This window comes from Microbacterium sp. M3 (assembly GCF_033548675.1).
Taxonomy (GTDB): Bacteria; Actinomycetota; Actinomycetes; order Actinomycetales; family Microbacteriaceae; genus Microbacterium; species Microbacterium arthrosphaerae.
On the sequence record NZ_JAWTZT010000003.1, the window covers coordinates 409,605 to 426,738 of the forward strand.

15 protein-coding genes are annotated in these 17,134 nt (G+C 69.2%); 9 read left to right on the plus strand and 6 right to left on the minus strand.

Annotated elements, in window-relative coordinates; genetic code table 11:
* Positions 1–94: 94 nt before the first annotated feature.
* The 5 genes from R8Z57_RS11620 to R8Z57_RS11640 form a co-directional block, all read right to left on the minus strand.
* Entirely contained in the window at positions 95–1,387 is a 1,293-nt protein-coding gene (locus R8Z57_RS11620) for an ABC transporter permease (RefSeq protein WP_318353925.1), read from the minus strand.
* The gene (locus R8Z57_RS11625) at positions 1,384–2,736 is read right to left on the minus strand and encodes an ABC transporter permease (protein WP_318353926.1); all 1,353 of its coding nucleotides are present in this window, start codon (positions 2,734–2,736) and stop codon (positions 1,384–1,386) included. Before R8Z57_RS11625 ends, R8Z57_RS11620 begins: the two co-directional genes overlap by 4 nt.
* Complete coding sequence (locus R8Z57_RS11630; RefSeq protein WP_318353927.1) at positions 2,733–4,250, minus strand: ABC transporter ATP-binding protein; 1,518 nt, start codon at positions 4,248–4,250, stop codon at positions 2,733–2,735. Before R8Z57_RS11630 ends, R8Z57_RS11625 begins: the two co-directional genes overlap by 4 nt.
* 92 nt (positions 4,251–4,342) lie before the next feature.
* On the minus strand, positions 4,343–5,464 hold the full coding sequence (locus R8Z57_RS11635; RefSeq protein WP_318353928.1) for a BMP family ABC transporter substrate-binding protein: 1,122 nt from the start codon (positions 5,462–5,464) through the stop codon (positions 4,343–4,345).
* Between the two features lie 197 nt (positions 5,465–5,661).
* Complete coding sequence (locus R8Z57_RS11640) at positions 5,662–6,777, minus strand: mannose-1-phosphate guanylyltransferase (protein WP_318353929.1); 1,116 nt, start codon at positions 6,775–6,777, stop codon at positions 5,662–5,664.
* Positions 6,778–7,016: 239 nt separating this feature from the next.
* Between R8Z57_RS11640 and sdhC the strand changes: the two genes are divergently transcribed.
* The 7 genes from sdhC to trpS all read left to right on the plus strand — a co-directional run bounded on the left by sdhC (position 7,017) and on the right by trpS (position 14,073).
* The gene (gene sdhC / locus R8Z57_RS11645) at positions 7,017–7,454 is read left to right on the plus strand and encodes a succinate dehydrogenase, cytochrome b556 subunit (protein WP_318353930.1); all 438 of its coding nucleotides are present in this window, start codon (positions 7,017–7,019) and stop codon (positions 7,452–7,454) included.
* Positions 7,454–7,912 carry a succinate dehydrogenase hydrophobic membrane anchor subunit gene (locus R8Z57_RS11650; RefSeq protein ID WP_318353931.1) on the plus strand — a complete coding sequence of 153 codons (459 nt, stop codon included), beginning with the start codon at positions 7,454–7,456 and terminating at the stop codon, positions 7,910–7,912. The genes sdhC and R8Z57_RS11650 overlap by 1 nt, the downstream gene beginning before the upstream one ends.
* A gap of 40 nt (positions 7,913–7,952) precedes the next feature.
* Positions 7,953–9,779, plus strand: coding sequence for a succinate dehydrogenase flavoprotein subunit (sdhA, locus tag R8Z57_RS11655; RefSeq protein WP_318353932.1), 1,827 nt, complete (start codon positions 7,953–7,955; stop codon positions 9,777–9,779).
* Positions 9,779–10,579, plus strand: coding sequence for a succinate dehydrogenase iron-sulfur subunit (locus R8Z57_RS11660; protein ID WP_318353933.1), 801 nt, complete (start codon positions 9,779–9,781; stop codon positions 10,577–10,579). The genes sdhA and R8Z57_RS11660 overlap by 1 nt, the downstream gene beginning before the upstream one ends.
* Before the next feature lie 73 nt (positions 10,580–10,652).
* Positions 10,653–12,056, plus strand: coding sequence for a YihY/virulence factor BrkB family protein (locus tag R8Z57_RS11665; protein WP_318353934.1), 1,404 nt, complete (start codon positions 10,653–10,655; stop codon positions 12,054–12,056).
* A gap of 30 nt (positions 12,057–12,086) precedes the next feature.
* Positions 12,087–12,953 (plus strand): exodeoxyribonuclease III, encoded by an 867-nt coding sequence (locus R8Z57_RS11670; protein ID WP_318353935.1) that lies wholly within the window; start codon positions 12,087–12,089, stop codon positions 12,951–12,953.
* A gap of 112 nt (positions 12,954–13,065) precedes the next feature.
* Positions 13,066–14,073 (plus strand): tryptophan--tRNA ligase, encoded by a 1,008-nt coding sequence (gene trpS, locus R8Z57_RS11675; protein WP_318353936.1) that lies wholly within the window; start codon positions 13,066–13,068, stop codon positions 14,071–14,073.
* 354 nt (positions 14,074–14,427) lie between these two features.
* Here trpS and R8Z57_RS11680 read toward each other — a convergent pair whose 3' ends face one another.
* A complete protein-coding gene (locus R8Z57_RS11680; protein ID WP_318353937.1) occupies positions 14,428–15,333 on the minus strand; it encodes an endonuclease domain-containing protein in 906 nt (301 codons plus the stop codon).
* 265 nt (positions 15,334–15,598) lie between these two features.
* Here R8Z57_RS11680 and R8Z57_RS11685 point away from each other — a divergent pair, with 265 nt between their 5' ends.
* Positions 15,599–16,165 (plus strand): GNAT family N-acetyltransferase, encoded by a 567-nt coding sequence (locus tag R8Z57_RS11685; protein WP_318353938.1) that lies wholly within the window; start codon positions 15,599–15,601, stop codon positions 16,163–16,165.
* A gap of 89 nt (positions 16,166–16,254) precedes the next feature.
* Complete coding sequence (locus R8Z57_RS11690) at positions 16,255–17,115, plus strand: Fpg/Nei family DNA glycosylase (RefSeq protein WP_318353939.1); 861 nt, start codon at positions 16,255–16,257, stop codon at positions 17,113–17,115.
* Positions 17,116–17,134: the final 19 nt, after the last annotated feature.

Genomic DNA, 17,134 nt, shown 5'->3' on the forward strand with positions numbered 1-17,134 from the left:
GGCCGACGGACGGCCCGGCCCGGATCAGGAGGGTCGGCAGTCGCCGATCCGGATGCCGCGGCTCGGCGGCCGTCGACGCTCGCTGGCACGTCCGTCACCCCTTGATATAGGGCTTGCCCGCGGCCGCGGGGCCTCGGATCTGACCGGCGAACCCGGCGACGGCGATGATCGTGACGAGGTACGGCAGCATCAGCATGAACTCGCTCGGGATCGGCGTGCCGAGCACGGTGAGCAGGTTCTGCAGGTTCGTCGCGAACCCGAACAGCAGCGCCGCGAGCGTCGCCCGGATCGGATCCCACCGGCCGAAGATCACCGCAGCGAGGGCGATGAAGCCGAGACCCGCGGTCATCTCCTTGGTGAACTGCCCGACCGAGACGAGGGTGAAGTACGCGCCGCCGATGCCGGCGATGGCGCCGGCCAGCGAGACGTTCCAGAACCGGCTGGTGTTGACCTTGATGCCGACGGTGTCGGCGGCCTGCGGGTGCTCGCCGACGGCCCGCAGCCGCAGACCCCAGCGCGTGCGGTACAGCCCCCACGCGACGAGCGCGACCGTGATGTACATCAGATAGACGATGAACGTCTGGTTGAACAGCACCGGGCCGATGATCGGGATGTCGCCGAGGACGGGGATCTCCCACCGCGTGAAGCGGACCGGGCGGTTGAGCGTCGTCTCGTTTGGCACGAGCAGCGCGCCGTAGAGGAAGCCGGTGAGTCCGGTCACCAGCACGTTCAGCACGACACCGACGATGACCTGATCGACGAGGTACTTGATCGAGAACGCCGCGAGGACGAACGCGACCAGCACGCCGCCCACCATCGCGCCGATGAGGCCGACGAACGGGTTGCCGGTGATGCTGGCGAGCAGCGCCGCGCTGAACGCGCCCAGGAGGAACTGGCCCTCGATCGCGACGTTCACGACGCCGACGCGCTCGCCGATGACGCCGCCGAGCGCGCCGAAGATGAGCGGGATCGACAGCGACAGCGCGCCGAACAGCAGGCCGGTGACGGGCACCGAGGCGTCGGCCGACGCCGCCGCCCAGGTGAGGAACGCGAAGATCGCCAGCACACCGTAGACGATCGGCAGCCAGATGCCGGTGCGGCGGTACGACCAGGCGTCCCACACCGCCCACGCGGTCAGCAGCACGAGCACCACGAGGACGCCCCAGCAGGTGGCCGCGGCCGGCACGCTGACGTTGGGCAGCTGGATCGACGAGGACGGGTCGCCGAGCCGGAAGGTGCTCACGCCTCCGCGCGGGACAAGGAGGAACAGCAGGAAGAGCAGCACCGAGGCGATCCCGAGGCTGATGGCGAGCTTCCAGTGGCGAACCTTGACGGTGGCGAGCTGGATGGTGCCGTCGGCAGCGGTCGAGGGAGCGAGAGTCGTCATGCGGACACCGCCTTCTTCGCGGCCTTGGCTCTCGCCTTCGCGGCCTTCTCGGCATCCGTCTTCGGCAGGAAGAAGATCGCCCGGACGAGCGGCGGCGCCGCGATGAACAGCACGATGAGCGACTGCACGACGAGCACGATGTCGACCGGGATGCCCTGCGAGGCCTGCATCGTGAACGAGCCCGCCTTCAGCGCGCCGAACAGGATGCCGGCGGCGAACACGCCCCAGGCACGACTGCGTCCGAGCAGCGCGACCGTGATGGCGTCGAAGCCGATGCCCGCGTCGATGTAGCCGTCGAAGCCGCTCGTGACCGAGCCCTGGATCTGGTTCATCGCCGCGAGACCGGCCAGGCCGCCGGCGAAGAGCATCGCGTAGATGTACATGCGCTGCACCGAGATGCCCGCGGCGCGGGCGGCGTGCGGGTTCTCGCCCACGGCGCGGAGGCGGAAGCCGAGGCTCGACCGCTCGACCAGCCACCACACGAAGACGGTGGCACCGACCACGATGACGAAGCCCCAGTCCAGCAGGGGGAACCGCGGGCCGAACAGCTCGGGGAACTGCGCGGAGGGCGGCGTCGGGTTGGAGATCGGCTGGTCCTCCGCCGAGCGCTGCAGCAGGCCCGGCGTGCGCACCATCCACGCCACGAGGTAGAAGGCGACGTAGTTGAGCATGATCGTGAGGATCACCTCGTGCGCACCGGTGCGCGCCTTGAGCACGCCGACGATGCCGCCCCAGATCGCACCACCCGCGATGCCGGCCGCCAGCGTGAGCGGCAGGTGGAGGAACATCGGCAGGTCGAGGTTGAAGGTCACCAGCGCCGCCACCGCGGCACCGATCAGCATCTGCCCGCGGCCGCCGATGTTGAACAGCCCCACGCGGAACGCGAGCGCGACGCCGAGGGCTGCGGCGATGAGCGGTGCCGCGAAGCCGAGGGTGTTCGTCAGCGGCCGGATCTGCGTCAGGAAGTCAGGAGCGCGCGGATTGTAGATCGCCCCGCGGAACAGCGCCTCGTAGCCGCCGTACACCGAGTTCCAGACGGCGACGAACGTGTCCTGCGGACGGGCGAAGAAGTAGACGGATGCCTCGCGCACATCGTCGTCGGTGAGCGCCATGAGGATGCCGCCCACGATCATCGCCACGACGATCGCGAGGATCGTGGTGACCCAGTTGCTGCGCAGCATCTCCTTGATGACCACGTTCTGCCGCGGCGGCGGCGGAACGTCGCCGCTCTCGGCCGCGGCCGGAGCCGTGCCGGTCAGCGGTCCGGAGACCGTCGGCAGCTGCTGGGGCGGGAGGCCCCTGGTGGGATCCGATGTCCCGGGCGTCGCGCCCTTGCCGTCGTCGCTCACGCGGCCACCCCGCTCCCCGGCGTCTCGCCCGCCATCATCAGCCCCAGCACGTCGCGCGGCGTGTCGCCCGGCACGATCCCCACGATCGCGCCGCGATACATCACGGCGATCCGGTCGGCGAGGGCGGCGACCTCGTCGAGCTCCGTGGAGACGACGAGCACCGGCACGCCGGCATCCCGCGTCTCGACGATCCGCGTGTGGATGAACTCGATCGAGCCGACGTCGACGCCGCGGGTCGGCTGCGCCGCGACCAGCAGCTTGAGCTCCCGGCTCATCTCGCGCGCGATGACGACCTTCTGCTGGTTGCCGCCCGAGAGCGTGCCGGCAGGGACGTCGGGCCCCTGCGTGCGGATGTCGTACTCCGCGATGCGCGCCCGGGCGAACTCCTCGAGCGCCGCACGGCGGACGGTGCCGCCGCGCACGAACTCGCTGTCGCCCGAGCGGTCGAGGATGAGATTCTCGGCGACCGAGAACGCACCGACGAGGCCGTCCTCGTTGCGGTCCTCGGGCACGAACCCGACACCTTCGTCGAGGATGCCGCGGACGCTCTTGCCGACGAGCTCGACGCCGTCCAGCCGGATGGAGCCCGAGACGCGCTCGGCGAGGCCGACGATGGCCTCGACGAGCTCGGTCTGCCCGTTGCCCTGCACACCGGCGAGCGCGACGACCTCCCCCGGCCGCACATCGAAGCTGACGTTGTCGACGACGACGGTCCCGGTCGGGGTGAGCACCCGCAGATCCGAGATCGCGAGGCCTCCCTCGCCGATCTTCGGCGCCTCCTTGTGGACGGTGAGCTCGACCGCGCGCCCCACCATGAGGGAGGCGAGCTCGGCGTTCGTCGCCGTGGGCGAGGCCTCGCCCACGACCTTGCCGAGGCGGATCACGGTGATGCGGTCGGCGACTTCGCGGACCTCGCGCAGCTTGTGGGTGATGAAGACGATCGAGGTGCCCTCGTCGCGCAGCTGGCGCATGATCGTCATCAGCTCGTCGGTCTCCTGCGGCGTGAGCACGGCGGTCGGCTCGTCGAACACGAGGACCTTGGCATCGCGCGACAGCGCCTTGATGATCTCCACGCGCTGCTGCACGCCGACCGGCAGGTCGCCGACGATGGCGTCGGGGTCGACCTGGAATCCGAAGCGATCGGCGACGTCGCGGACGTGCTGCCGTGCCTTGGCGAGGTCGAGCGCCCCGAGCGCCTTGGTGCTCTCGTGGCCGAGCATCACGTTCTCGGCGACGGTGAAGACAGGGATCAGCATGAAGTGCTGGTGCACCATGCCGATGCCCGCGGCCATGGCGTCACCGGGGCCGCGGAAGTGCTGGACGACGTCGTCCAGCAGGATGTCGCCCTCGTCGGCCTGGTAGAGGCCGTAGAGGACGTTCATCAGAGTCGATTTGCCGGCGCCGTTCTCCCCCAGGAGAGCGTGGATCTCACCGGGCTGGACCACCAGATCGATGTGGTCGTTCGCCACGAGAGACCCGAACCGCTTCGTGATTCCACGGAGCTCGAGCTTCATATGTGCACCTTAGCGATTGAGTGAGCGGGCGAGGAAGGACCGCGGCCGGGCGGATGAGGCATCCGCCCGGCCGCAGCCTGTCATCGTCCGGATTACGGCGAGCTGGGCGAGGTGACCTCGAGCTCACCGGAGATGATCTGCTCGCGCAGCGCGTCGAGCTCGTCGGTCAGACCCTCGGGCAGCTGCGACTCGAAGGTGCCGAAGCCCGACAGGCCGACGCCCTCGTTCTCGAGCGTGCCCACGTACGGGGTGACGTCGAAATCGCCGCTCGCGGCCTGCATGGTCGCCTCGTAGACCGCGGCGTCGATGCGCTTCATGATCGAGAAGAGCACGATGTCGGCGACGTCGGGGTCGACGACGGCGAGGTCGGAGTCGACACCGATCATGACCGTGTCGGAGCCCGCGTCGGCGATGGCCTCACCGGCGCTCTGGTAGATCGGGCCGCCGACGGGGAGGATCACGTCGACGCCCTGGTCGAGGATGCTCTGCGCCGTCTGCTTGGCGGTGTCGTTGGCGGCGAAGCCACCGGTGAACGAGCCGTCCTGCGCCGCGACGTCCCAGCCGAAGGTCTGGACGCTGCCGCCCTTGTCCTCGTTGTACTTGCCGACGCCGTCGATGAAGCCGTCCATGAAGATGGTGACCGGCGGGATCGGGATGCCGCCGAACGTGCCGACCTTGTTCACACCCTGCTCGGCCGACCATGCCGCCGCGGCGTAGCCGCCGAGGTACGCGGCCTGGACCGTGTCGAACATGAGGGGCTTGATGTTGGGGGCGTCGGTCTCGCCGTCGCTCTCGGCGTCGGCCCAGTCGTCGATGATCGCGTAGTCGACGTCGGGGTTGGCCGTCGCGGAGGCGATGGTGTCGGCGGAGAGCTTGAAGCCCACCGAGACGATGAACGTGCAGCCCTCGGCGATGAGGTTCTCGAGGTTCGGCGCGTAGTCGTTGGCCGAGCTCGACTCGACCTCGATCGGCTCGACGCCCAGCTCCTCGGCCGCGCGCTCCATGCCCTCGAGGGCCGACTGGTTGAACGACTTGTCGTTGAAGCCGCCGTCGTCCGAGACGAGGCAGGGCAGGAAGCCCTCGACGACCTCGGGCGCGGACTCGCCGCCGTCGGCGGGCGTGTCTTCGGGAGCGGCGCCGCAGCCTGCGAGGGCCAGTGCGATGCTCGCAGCGGCGGCAAGGCCGGCGAGCTTCTTGGTGCGTGAGATGGTCAACTCAGCCTCCACTTGTACGGCCCCGCGTCCTTCACGGGGACTGACCAAAGTTACCCACTGTGACGACGCACTTGCATGCGCCGCGAGCGCTCCGGCGCGAATGGTTACAAAGACGCAATATCCCGCTCATATGAGCAGAACGTCGGGGAAAACGGATGCCGCGGCCCGCGGCATCCGCTTCCCTCGGGCAGGCCCGGTCAGAGCACCTCGCCGCGGCCGCTGAGCTTGAGCGCGTCGACGACGCCCTTCACGCGCTGCGCGTGCTCGCTCGTGGTGACCAGCAGCGCGTCGTCGGTGTCGACGACCACGATGTCGCGCACGCCGATCAGGCTGATGACACGGCGGGTCTGGCTGACGACGATGCCGCTGGCGGCGTCCGAGAGCACCCGCGCGTTCTCGCCGAGGATCGCCAGGTCGTTCTTGCGCCCGCCCGAGTTGAGCTTGGCCAGGCTGGCGAAGTCGCCCACGTCGTCCCAGTCGAAGTGGCCGGGGATGACGGCGAGTCGCCCCTTCGCGGCGGCGGGCTCGGCGACGGAGTAGTCGATGGCGATCTTGGTGAGCGTCGGCCAGACGCGGTCGACGACGGGTCCGCGCTGATCGCGGTCGTCCCACGCTTCGGCGAGGTCCATGAGGCCGGCATACAGGTGCGGGTCGCTCTCGGCGATCTCGCCGAGCAGCACGTCGGCCCGCGTGATGAACATGCCGGCGTTCCACAGGTAGTTGCGGTCGGCGAAGTACTCCTTCGCGGTGTCGAGGTCGGGCTTCTCGACGAAGCTCTCCACGAGGGCCGCCTCGGGGGCGCCGTCCACCTGCAGCGCGTCGCTCTTCTTGATGTAGCCGAATCCGACGGACGGCTCGGAGGGCTGGATGCCGATCGTGCAGATGTAGCCTTCGCGCGCGGTGGCCACCGCCTGCCGGACGGCCCAATCGAACAGCTGGGGCACCCGGATGACGTGGTCGGCTGCGAACGAGCCGATGATGACGTCGGGCTCGCGACGGGAGAGGATGGCGGCAGCCAGGCCGATCGCGGCCGTCGAGTCGCGGGGCTCCGACTCGAGGAAGACGTTCTTGTCGGCGATGCCGGGGAGCTCCTTCTCCACCGCTGCGCGGTGCGCGCGCCCGGTGACCACGGCGATCCGGTCGCCGCCGGCGAGGGGCTCTAGGCGGTCCCAGGTGTCGCGCAGCAGCGTGCGGCCGGAGCCGGTCAGGTCGTGCAGGAACTTCGGCGCATCGGCACGCGAAAGGGGCCAGAGGCGGCTGCCGATGCCGCCCGCGGGGATCACGGCGTAGAAGTCGTCGATGGGTCCGGACATGGCACTCAGGCTATCCCGCGGGCGAAACAACCACGGTTCTTGCGGCGCGCGAAGATCCCCCCGGAAGAGGGGACCGTAAGGGTGGCCTTCGTCGCCCGGTCGCGGAATGCGGGAATAGGATGGTCTCAGCGCCCGCGTGACGCCGATGGCCCGAAGCGCATCGTTCCGGGCCCTCTTCGGGGGCCGTCCTCTTCACTCTGAGGCGTGCCCCGTCGTGTTTCGATCCAAGGAGGACGGACGTGTCTGCACCAGCACGCGTCACACCGTCGGTATCCGAGACCACTTCCCGAGTCCCCCGCGGCACCCTGTACCGCGGGAACGAAGGCATGTGGTCATGGGTGCTGCACCGCATCACCGGCGTGGCCATCTTCTTCTTCCTACTGGTCCACATCCTCGACACGTCGCTGATCCGCGTGGCGCCCGAGGCGTACGACGCCGTCATGAGCTCGTACAAGAACCCGATCATGGGTCTCGGCGAGGTCGTCCTCGTCGGCGCCGTGGCCTACCACGCCTATAACGGCCTGCGCATCATCCTCGTGGACTTCTGGCCGTGGGCGACCCGCCACCAGCGGCAGCTGTGGTGGGGCGTCATCGCCCTGTTCCTGGCGACGATGATCCCCTTCGCCGTGCGGCACCTCTCGATCGTCTTCGCCTACGGCTGGGGAGGAGAGCACTGATGACCGCCATCGCCGAACCCCGCGCCCCCCGCACGACCGCGCGACGCAGCGGCCCCAACCTCGAGAAGTGGGGCTGGATCTACATGCGCGTCTCCGGCGTGCTGCTGATCGTCCTCATCTTCGGTCACCTGTTCGTCAACCTCATGCTCGGCGAGGGCATCCACGGCATCGACTTCGCATTCGTCGCCGGCAAGTTCGCCTCCCCGTTCTGGCAGTGGTGGGACGCGCTGATGCTGTGGCTCGCGCTCATCCACGGCGCGAACGGCATGCGCACGATCGTCAACGACTACGTGACGCACCAGGGCACGCGCCGCGTGCTGGTGTGGGCGCTGTGGCTCGCCGCGGCGTTCCTCATCGTGCTCGGCACGCTCGTCGTCTTCACGTTCGACCCGTGCCTCGGGTTCGACCCCGAGACGGCGTCCGGCGTCATCACCGACATCTGCAGCGCGCAGGGCTGAGCGCGCCCCTCAGGCAACCGACAATCGAGGCAATCGACACGTGAGCACCCAGACCGCGGACTCCTACGTCAAGGACGGCGTCCACTACCACCAGTTCGACATCGTCATCGTGGGCGCCGGCGGCGCCGGGATGCGGGCGGCCATCGAGGCCGGCCCCGGAGCGAAGACGGCCGTCATCTCGAAGCTGTACCCCACGCGCTCGCACACCGGTGCGGCGCAGGGCGGCATGGCGGCGGCGCTGGCCAACGTCGAAGAGGACTCGTGGGAGTGGCACACCTTCGACACCGTCAAGGGCGGCGACTACCTCGTCGACCAGGACGCGGCCGAGATCCTCGCAAAGGAGGCCATCGACGCGGTCATCGACCTCGAGAACATGGGCCTGCCGTTCAACCGCACGCCCGACGGCAAGATCGACCAGCGTCGCTTCGGCGGCCACACCGCCGATCACGGCAAGACGCCGGTGCGTCGTGCGTGCTACGCCGCCGACCGCACCGGGCACATGATCCTGCAGACGCTGTTCCAGAACTGCGTGAAGCTCGGCATCAACTTCTTCAACGAGTTCTACGTGCTCGATCTGATCACGGTGAAGGATGCCGCGGGCAAGACCGAGATCGCGGGCGTCGTGGCGTACGAGCTCGCCACCGGCGACCTGCACGTCTTCCACTCGAAGGCCGTCATCTTCGCCACCGGCGGGTTCGGCAAGATCTTCAAGACCACCTCCAACGCGCACACCCTCACCGGTGACGGCGTCGGGATCATCTGGCGCAAGGGCCTGCCGCTGGAAGACATGGAGTTCTTCCAGTTCCACCCGACCGGACTGGCCGGGCTCGGCATCCTCCTCACCGAAGGTGCGCGCGGTGAAGGCGCGATCCTCCGCAACGTGAGCGGCGAGCGGTTCATGGAGCGCTACGCCCCCACCATCAAGGACCTCGCGCCGCGCGACATCGTCAGCCGGTGCATGGTGCAGGAGGTGGCCGAGGGTCGCGGCGCGGGACCGCACCGCGACTACGTGCTGCTGGACTGCACCCACCTGGGCGCCGAGGTGCTCGAGACGAAGCTCCCCGACATCACCGAGTTCGCCCGCACCTACCTGGGTGTCGACCCGGTCGTCGAGCCCGTCCCGGTGATGCCGACCGCACACTACGCGATGGGCGGCATCCCCACCAACAACGACGCCCAGGTGCTCTCCGACAACACCACCGTCGTCCCGGGTCTCTACGCCGCCGGCGAGTGCGCGTGCGTCTCGGTGCACGGCTCGAACCGCCTCGGCACCAACTCGCTGCTCGACATCAACGTCTTCGGCAAGCGCGCCGGCCGCAACGCCGTCGAGTACGTCAAGACCGCCGACTTCGTGCCGCTCCCCGACGACCCCGCCGCCGAGGTGCGCGGGCTCATCGAGGGCCTGCGCAACAACCAGGGCACCGAGCGCATCGCGGTGCTGCGCAAGACGCTGCAGGACGAGATGGACCGCAAGGCCCAGGTGTTCCGCACCGACGAGTCGCTCGGCGAGGTGCTCCTCACCATCGAGGAGCTGCGCGAGCGCTACAAGAACGTGCACGTCGACGACAAGGGCAAGCGGTTCAACACCGACCTGCTCGAGGCGGTCGAGCTCGGCTTCCTCCTCGACATCGCCGAGGTCGTCGTCGTCACCGCCAAGAACCGCAAGGAGAGCCGCGGCGGCCACATGCGCGACGACTTCCCGAAGCGCGACGACGAGAACTACATGCAGCACACGATGGCGTACCTCTCGGGCGACCCGCACTCGTCCAACGCCGAGGACCACATCAGCCTGGGCTGGAAGCCGGTCGTCTTCACGAAGAACGCACAGGGCGAGTTGAACTACCCGCCGATGGAGAGGAAGTACTGATGGCGACCTCCGTCACCGACGTCATCGAGCGCACCGACGCCGACGCTCCGGAGCGCGCGCAGGAGACCGCGAACGACACGGGCATCCAGTCGTTCCTCGTGACCTTCATCATCCGCCGCTTCGACCCCGAGGTCGACGAGGAGCCGCGCTGGGTCGACTACGACGTCGAGCTGTACTCGACCGACCGCGTGCTCGACGCGCTGCACAAGATCAAGTGGGAGGTCGACGGCTCGCTCACGTTCCGCCGGTCGTGCGCCCACGGCATCTGCGGATCCGACGCGATGCGCATCAACGGCCGCAACCGGCTCGCGTGCAAGACGCTCATCAAGGACCTCGACATCTCGCAGCCGATCTACGTCGAGGCCATCAAGGGCCTGCCGCTGGAGAAGGACCTCGTCGTAGACATGGAGCCCTTCTTCGCGTCGTACCGCGAGGTGCAGCCGTTCCTGATCGCCAACTCCCAGCCCGAGGCCGGCAAGGAGCGCATCCAGTCGATCGTCGACCGCGAGGTCTTCGACGACACCACGAAGTGCATCCTCTGCGCCGCGTGCACGTCGTCGTGCCCCGTGTTCTGGACCGACGGCCAGTACTTCGGCCCCGCCGCGATCGTCAACGCGCACCGCTTCATCTTCGACTCGCGCGACGACGCAGGCGACGTCCGCCTCGACATCCTCAACGACAAGGAGGGCGTGTGGCGCTGCCGCACGACCTTCAACTGCACCGAGGCGTGCCCCCGCGGCATCGAGGTGACGAAGGCCATCGCCGAGGTCAAGCAGGCGGTCCTCCGCGGGCGCCCGTAGGCTTCGACCCCTTTCACAGACGGATGCCGCGACGCGATGCGTTGCGGCATCCGTCTGTCGCTAGGGTGAACTCGTGAGCCGCACGCCCCCGCCCGATGCCCGCGCGGCCGCGGACGCCGCACAGCGCGAGGAGGAGTCCCTCCGGGAGCGCTGGGAGGCGACGGAGCACAGCCTGCGCGAGCGGTTCGACGCGCCGATCAGCCGAGCGACGAAGCTGACGCAGGCGACCATGGCGTGGTTCCCGGTGCGGGTGTGGCGCCACTTCCTCATCGAGAACGGGTTCCTGCTCGCGGCGGGCGTCAGCTACGTGGCGCTGTTCGCGTGCTTCGCCGCGATCTACCTCGTGTTCGCGATCGTGGGCATCTGGCTCGGCGGCAGCACGGAGGCCGTCGACCGCCTGATCGACCTGATCAACGTGTACATCCCCGGCCTCATCGCGGATTCGGGCGGCCTCGCCACTCCCGAACAGGTGCAGGAGATCGCCTCGTCCAATTCCGGGGTTCTCGGGTGGACGGGCATCATCGCCCTCGGCACACTCATCTGGACCGCGATCGACTGGGTCACCTACTCTCGGCGTGCCGTGCGCGAGCTCTTCGCCATCCCTCCGGATCGCCGCAGCTACTTCCTGCTCAAGGCGCGCGACTTCGTCGCGGCGCTCATCTTCGGTGCGGCGCTCATCCTCGGTGCCGCCCTCAGCATCATCGGCAGCTACGCGGTGGAGTGGATCCTGTCGCTGATCGGGTTCAAGGACACCAGCGCCTTCACCGACATCACCGTGAGCCTCGGCTCGGTGTTCATCGGATTCGTCATCACGTCGACCGCGCTGGTGGGGCTGTTCCGCTTCCTGACCGGCACGAAGCTGCCGTGGCGCCGGATCTGGCCCGGAGCGATGCTCGGCGGACTCGGCATCTCGGTGCTCCAGCTCGGTGCGGGCCTCCTGCTCAGCTACACGCCCTCCAACCCCCTGCTCGCAACCTTCGCGATCTTCATCGGGATGCTGCTGTGGTTCCGCCTCCTCGGCATCGTCATGCTGGTGGCCGCCGCGTGGATCGCCGTCGCCGCGAAGGACCGCGACGTCGTGCTGCTCCCGCCGACCGAGGCCGAGCGCATCGCCGCGGAGCACGCGGCGCTCCTGCTGGCCGCCCGGGTGCGACTGCGCACGGCGCAGGATGCCCGCGCCCAGGCGCCGTGGTATCGCGCGTGGGCGGCCGACCGCGCCGTCCACGATGCCGAGGAGGAGCTCAGGCAGGTGGAGGCTGCGACGCCGAACGTGCCGGCCGCGGCGAAGGCGCCGGTCGCGGGCAAGGCGCCGGTCGCGGGCAAGGCGCCGGTCGCGGGCAAGGCGCCGGTCGCGGGCAAGGCGCCGGTCGCGGTCACGCCCCCTCCCGCGAAGGGCAAGCCGTCGCGCAAGACCGGCGGGGCGCGTGCACGGCGCGCGTCCGAGCCCGGCGATCCCGACGCGACGACGAAACGCTGAGTGTCGGCGGGGCCGGATAGTCTGGCGGGCGTGTCTCGTCGAGTTCGGATCGCCTCTGTCAACGTCAACGGAATCCGCGCGGCGACGCGCAAGGGCATGCTCGAGTGGCTCGATGAGGCCGACGTCGATGTGATGGCGCTGCAAGAGGTGCGCGCCACCGAGGAAGAGCTGCGTACGGCGCTGCCCGGCTGGGAGATCGTCAACGACGAGGCGCTGGCGAAGGGGCGCGCGGGGGTGGCTGTCGCGAGCCGGATGCCGTCCGTCGACGTGCGACGGGTGCTCGGCCCCGCAGCCGAGGACGCCGCCGACGTGCTCGACAGCGCGGGCCGGTGGATCGAGGCCGACTTCGACATCGACGGCGAGCGCCTGATCGTCGTCAGCGCGTACGTCCACACCGGCGAGGCCGACACGCCCAAGCAGGATGCGAAGTGGGCGTTCCTCGACGCGATGGAGAAGCGGATGCCGCAGCTCCAGGCCGCCTCGCCGCTCGCGCTCGTGATGGGCGACCTCAACGTCGGTCACCGCGAGTTCGACATCCGCAACTGGAAGGGCAACGTCAAGAAGGCGGGCTTCCTGCCGCGCGAACGCGCCTACTTCGACCGTTTCTTCGGCGACGAGGGGGCCGACGTCACGGGCGCCGACGGCTCGGTCGGCCGCGGACTCGGCTGGGTCGACGTGGGCCGCCGGTTCCACGGCGACGTCGACGGACCGTACACCTGGTGGTCGATGCGCGGCCGCGCATTCGACAACGACACCGGATGGCGCATCGACTACCACCTCGCCACCCCCGAACTCGGCGCGCGCGTCGTCGACTACCGCGTGGTGCGCGCGCCCTCGTGGGACACACGCTGGAGCGACCACTCCCCCGTGGTCGCCGAGTACACGCTCGGCCAGTAACCACCCCGCGCCGGCCTCCCCGGTCGTTGAACGAGAAGCGCAGCGACGAGACGAAACGCCCCGCACCGCCGCACCGCGTCGGGGCGCGGCATCCGTTCAATAGAATTGCCCGATGAGCAAACCGCGTTTGTACTCCGGCATGCAGCCCTCCGCCGACTCGCTCCAGATCGGCAACTACATCGGGGCGCTCATGCAGTGGCGCGACCTGCAGGAGTCCTACGACGCGTTCTTCTCGGTGGTCGACCTCCACGCGATCACCGTCGCGCAGGACCCCGAGCACCTCCGCGAGAAGACCCGCCGCACGGCCGCGCAGTACATCGCCGCGGGCATCGAGCCGTCGAAGTCGACGCTGTACGTGCAGTCGCACGTGCCGGCCCACCCGGAGCTCGCGTGGATCCTCTCCACCATCACCGGGTTCGGCGAGGCCGGACGCATGACGCAGTTCAAAGACAAGTCGCAGCGCTACGGCTCCGACGCGACGTCGGTCGGACTCTTCACCTACCCGGTGCTGATGGCCGCCGACATCCTGCTGTACCAGACCGACATCGTGCCGGTCGGCGACGACCAGAAGCAGCACGTCGAGCTCACGCGCGATCTCGCCGAGCGGTTCAACAGCCGCTTCGGCACGGCGTTCAAGGTGCCGATGCCCGTCATCCAGCAGGACACGGCCCGCATCTACGACCTGCAGAATCCGACGTCGAAGATGTCGAAGTCCGCGGAGTCCGATGCCGGCGTGCTGTGGCTGCTCGACGACCCGGCGGTGTCGGCCAAGAAGATCATGCGGGCCGTGACCGACTCCGAGGGCTCGGTGCGCTACGACCGCGAGGCGAAGCCCGGCGTGTCGAACCTGCTCGTGATCTACGCCGCCCTGACGGGCCGCCAGATCCCGGCCATCGAGGACGAGTACGCCGGCCGCGGCTACGGCGACTTCAAGAAGGGACTCGCCGAGGTCGTGGTGAACGAGTTCGGGCCGGTGCGGTCGCGTGCGCTGGAACTCCTCGACGACCCGGCCGAGCTCGACCGCGTCCTCGCAGTCAACGCCGCGAAGGCCGAAGAGGTGGCGAACCGCACTCTCTCCGACGTCTACGACAAGGTCGGCCTCCTCCGCCGCTCCCGCTGACCGTGAGCGGACGCCGCGGCCGGCGGCCACGGCATCCGTCCTCGGTACGCAGCGGCAGCGATCCGCGGCATCCGCTCTCTCCGCGGCATCCGCGCTCTCCGCGGCGACCCCTCAAGAGTCGCGGCGGCAACTCTCGCCGCGGCATCTGTTCACCGCGGCCTGGTGCGCAACTCAGGATCGATGCCCGCGAAGGCTGAGTCCAGGGCCCCTCACGCGCATTCATCCTGAGTTACGAACAGAGAGCCACCCTGCCGAGAGCCACCCCGCCCCATGACCCCGGCCATCCGGTGCGCAACTCAGGATCAACGCTCGGGAACCCCGACATCGGCACCTCTTACGAGCATCCATCCTGAGTTAGGAACGCGACCGCGACCGGATCTTGCGGCGTGGAGCCGCGGCACCCCGCGAGCGAGGAGAGTGACGGTCCCGGGCTGAGACCAGTCCACGCAGGGCCGAGAGCACCTCTTCCGGCCGCTCCATGATGTCCTTCGCCGTCAGGCGCAGCACGGCGTATCCGCGCTGCGCGAGGCGGAGGTCGCGGGTGTAGTCCTTGACTCGCTGTTCCCAGTCGGAGTGGTGCTGTCTGCTGTCGCACTCCACCACGAGCCAGTCGTCGACGACGATGTCCACGAAGCCGACGCCGTCGAACTCGACCTGCAGATCGACCGCGCATCCCAGCGCCAGGAGCATCAGTCGCACGAGCGTTTCGGGGCCGGACTGCGCCCTGCCGTCGATCAGCGGCTGGAGCACTCCGTACTTGGCGGGAAGCATCGCGAAGATGGTCGCGATGTCCTCCATCCCTACCAGGCCTTTGTTCAGGGCGCTGTCGATCGAGGCGATCGCTGCGCGCGGTGCCTGGCAGAGCACGCCATGGGCGAGTGCCTCAACCAGACTCGCGCATGTGGCAGCGCCTCCGTCCTCGCGGGCCGTGAGCCAGTGGAGCCGAGTCCCATGGAGCTTCGTCAGGTCGAGCCGGTGGGAACGGTCGTGCGGTGATCGCATGCGGCTCATCCGCGGCGCGACCTGCACGTGGAGCTTGCTGTTCGCCAGTACGAAGACCTCGTGCAGCTTCAGCAGCGAGAGACAGGTGAGCCGGCCGCCTACTCGCACTGCCCGGACGACCTCGTCGGGGGCGTCGGGCGGCAAGTATCGGTCACGTCGTGCCCGGACGATCGCACCAGCGCGGACGGCCGCTGTGATCTGACGGCCTGAGAAACCGGCTGAGAACAGATCGGCGCGGGTTTGATGGGTGCTCCACATGCTGAGAAATCTCGCGGACACCGTGCCCCGGCCGGCGGTGAGTGCCGCGATCTGTGGATCAGCGCTCGGAAGGGCTACCTGGGGAGGAGTGGGCCTGCTCGCAATTCAGGATGGATGTCGGCGGCGCGCTCACCGGGGCCCTTCCGGAGGCAACCATCCTGAGTTGCGAACCGGTCAGTGCGGCTCAGCAAGGTCTCGCCGTCGCTGCACGGGCGCGGCGTCCCGAGCTCCCGGCGGATCGACACCGGGCCAATAGGCTGGGCCGGTGGAACCCGTGACCCTGCGCACCGCGCGGCTCGTGCTCGACCAGCCGACCGACGGCGACGTCGACGCGATCTACGAGGCGTGCCAGGACCCCGATATCCAGCGGTACACGCGCGTTCCCTCGCCCTACACGCGTGCCGACGCCGAGAAGTTCATCACCGCCGTCGCCGAGCAGTGGGCGGGCGAACTGCACCGCACCTGGGTGATCCGCGAGGGCGCGACGCTCGTCGGCACCATCGGGTTCTACCGCCTCGACGGTCAGGGCAACGGCGAGATCGGCTTCTGGGTCGCGCCCGATCGGCGTGGCGGCGGACGCCTGCGCGAGGCCGCGAACGCCGTCATCGACTGGGGCTTCTCCTCCGAGGGCGGGGATCTCACCCGCATCGAGTGGCGCGCGGTCGTCGGCAACGTCGCGTCCGCGAAGGTGGCCCAGGCCCTGGGATTCCGCTACGAGGGCACCCTTCGCCAAGCTCTCGTCAGCTCTCACGGCAGGGACGACGGCTGGCTGGCTGCGCTGCTCACGACGGACGAGCGGATGCCGCAGCCCTGGCCGGTGCTCGCGCACTGAGGCCGTGGGGGCCGGGCCCGCGGCACGCGACCTCCCCTCCAGCGGCACCCGTCGGCCCGGGTGTCGTCCGGGCGTGGCAGGATGAGCGCATGCCCGAGATGCCCGAGGTGCAGGGGCTCGTCGACTTCCTCCGCGAGCGGCTGACCGGTGTGCGCATCGCGCGCGCGACGGTCGCGAACATCGCGGCGCTGAAGACGTACGACCCGCCGATCGACGCCCTCCACGGGCAGGAGATCACCGGCGCCGAGCGTCACGGCAAGTTCGTCGCGCTCGGCACCACCGGCCCGTACCTCGTCTTCCACCTCGCGAAGGCCGGGTGGCTGCGGTGGTACGACGAACTGCCGCAGACCGTGATCCGCCCGGGTAAGACCCCGATCGCGCTGCGCGTCGCCCTCGACGACGGTGCCGGATTCGACCTCACCGAGGCGGGCACGAAGAAGTCGCTGGCGTACTACGTTGTGCGCGACCCGGCCGAGGTACCCGGCGTCGCGCGGCTCGGGCCCGACCCGCTCGACCCGGCGTTCACGCGCGACACCTTCGCCGGCCTGATCGAGGGCCGCCGCACCCAGATCAAGGGCGTGCTGCGCGACCAGTCGATCATCGCGGGCGTCGGCAACGCCTACTCCGACGAGATCCTGCACGCCGCGAAGATGTCGCCGTATGCGCTCGCGTCGTCGCTGACCGACGACGACGTCACGCGTCTGTTCGACGCGATGACGGCGACGCTGACGGATGCCGTGGCCGAGGCATCCGGCAAGCCCCCGGCTGAACTGAAAGACGCGAAGCGCCGCGGCATGCAGGTGCACGGTCGCCGGGGCGAGAAGTGCCCGGTCTGCGGCGACGAGGTGCGGAGCGTCTTCTTCGCCGACAACTCGCTCGAGTACTGCCCGACCTGTCAGACCGGCGGCAAGATCCTCGCCGACCGCCGGCTCTCGCGACTGCTGAAGTAGCCCCGGTCCGCCTGGGCGG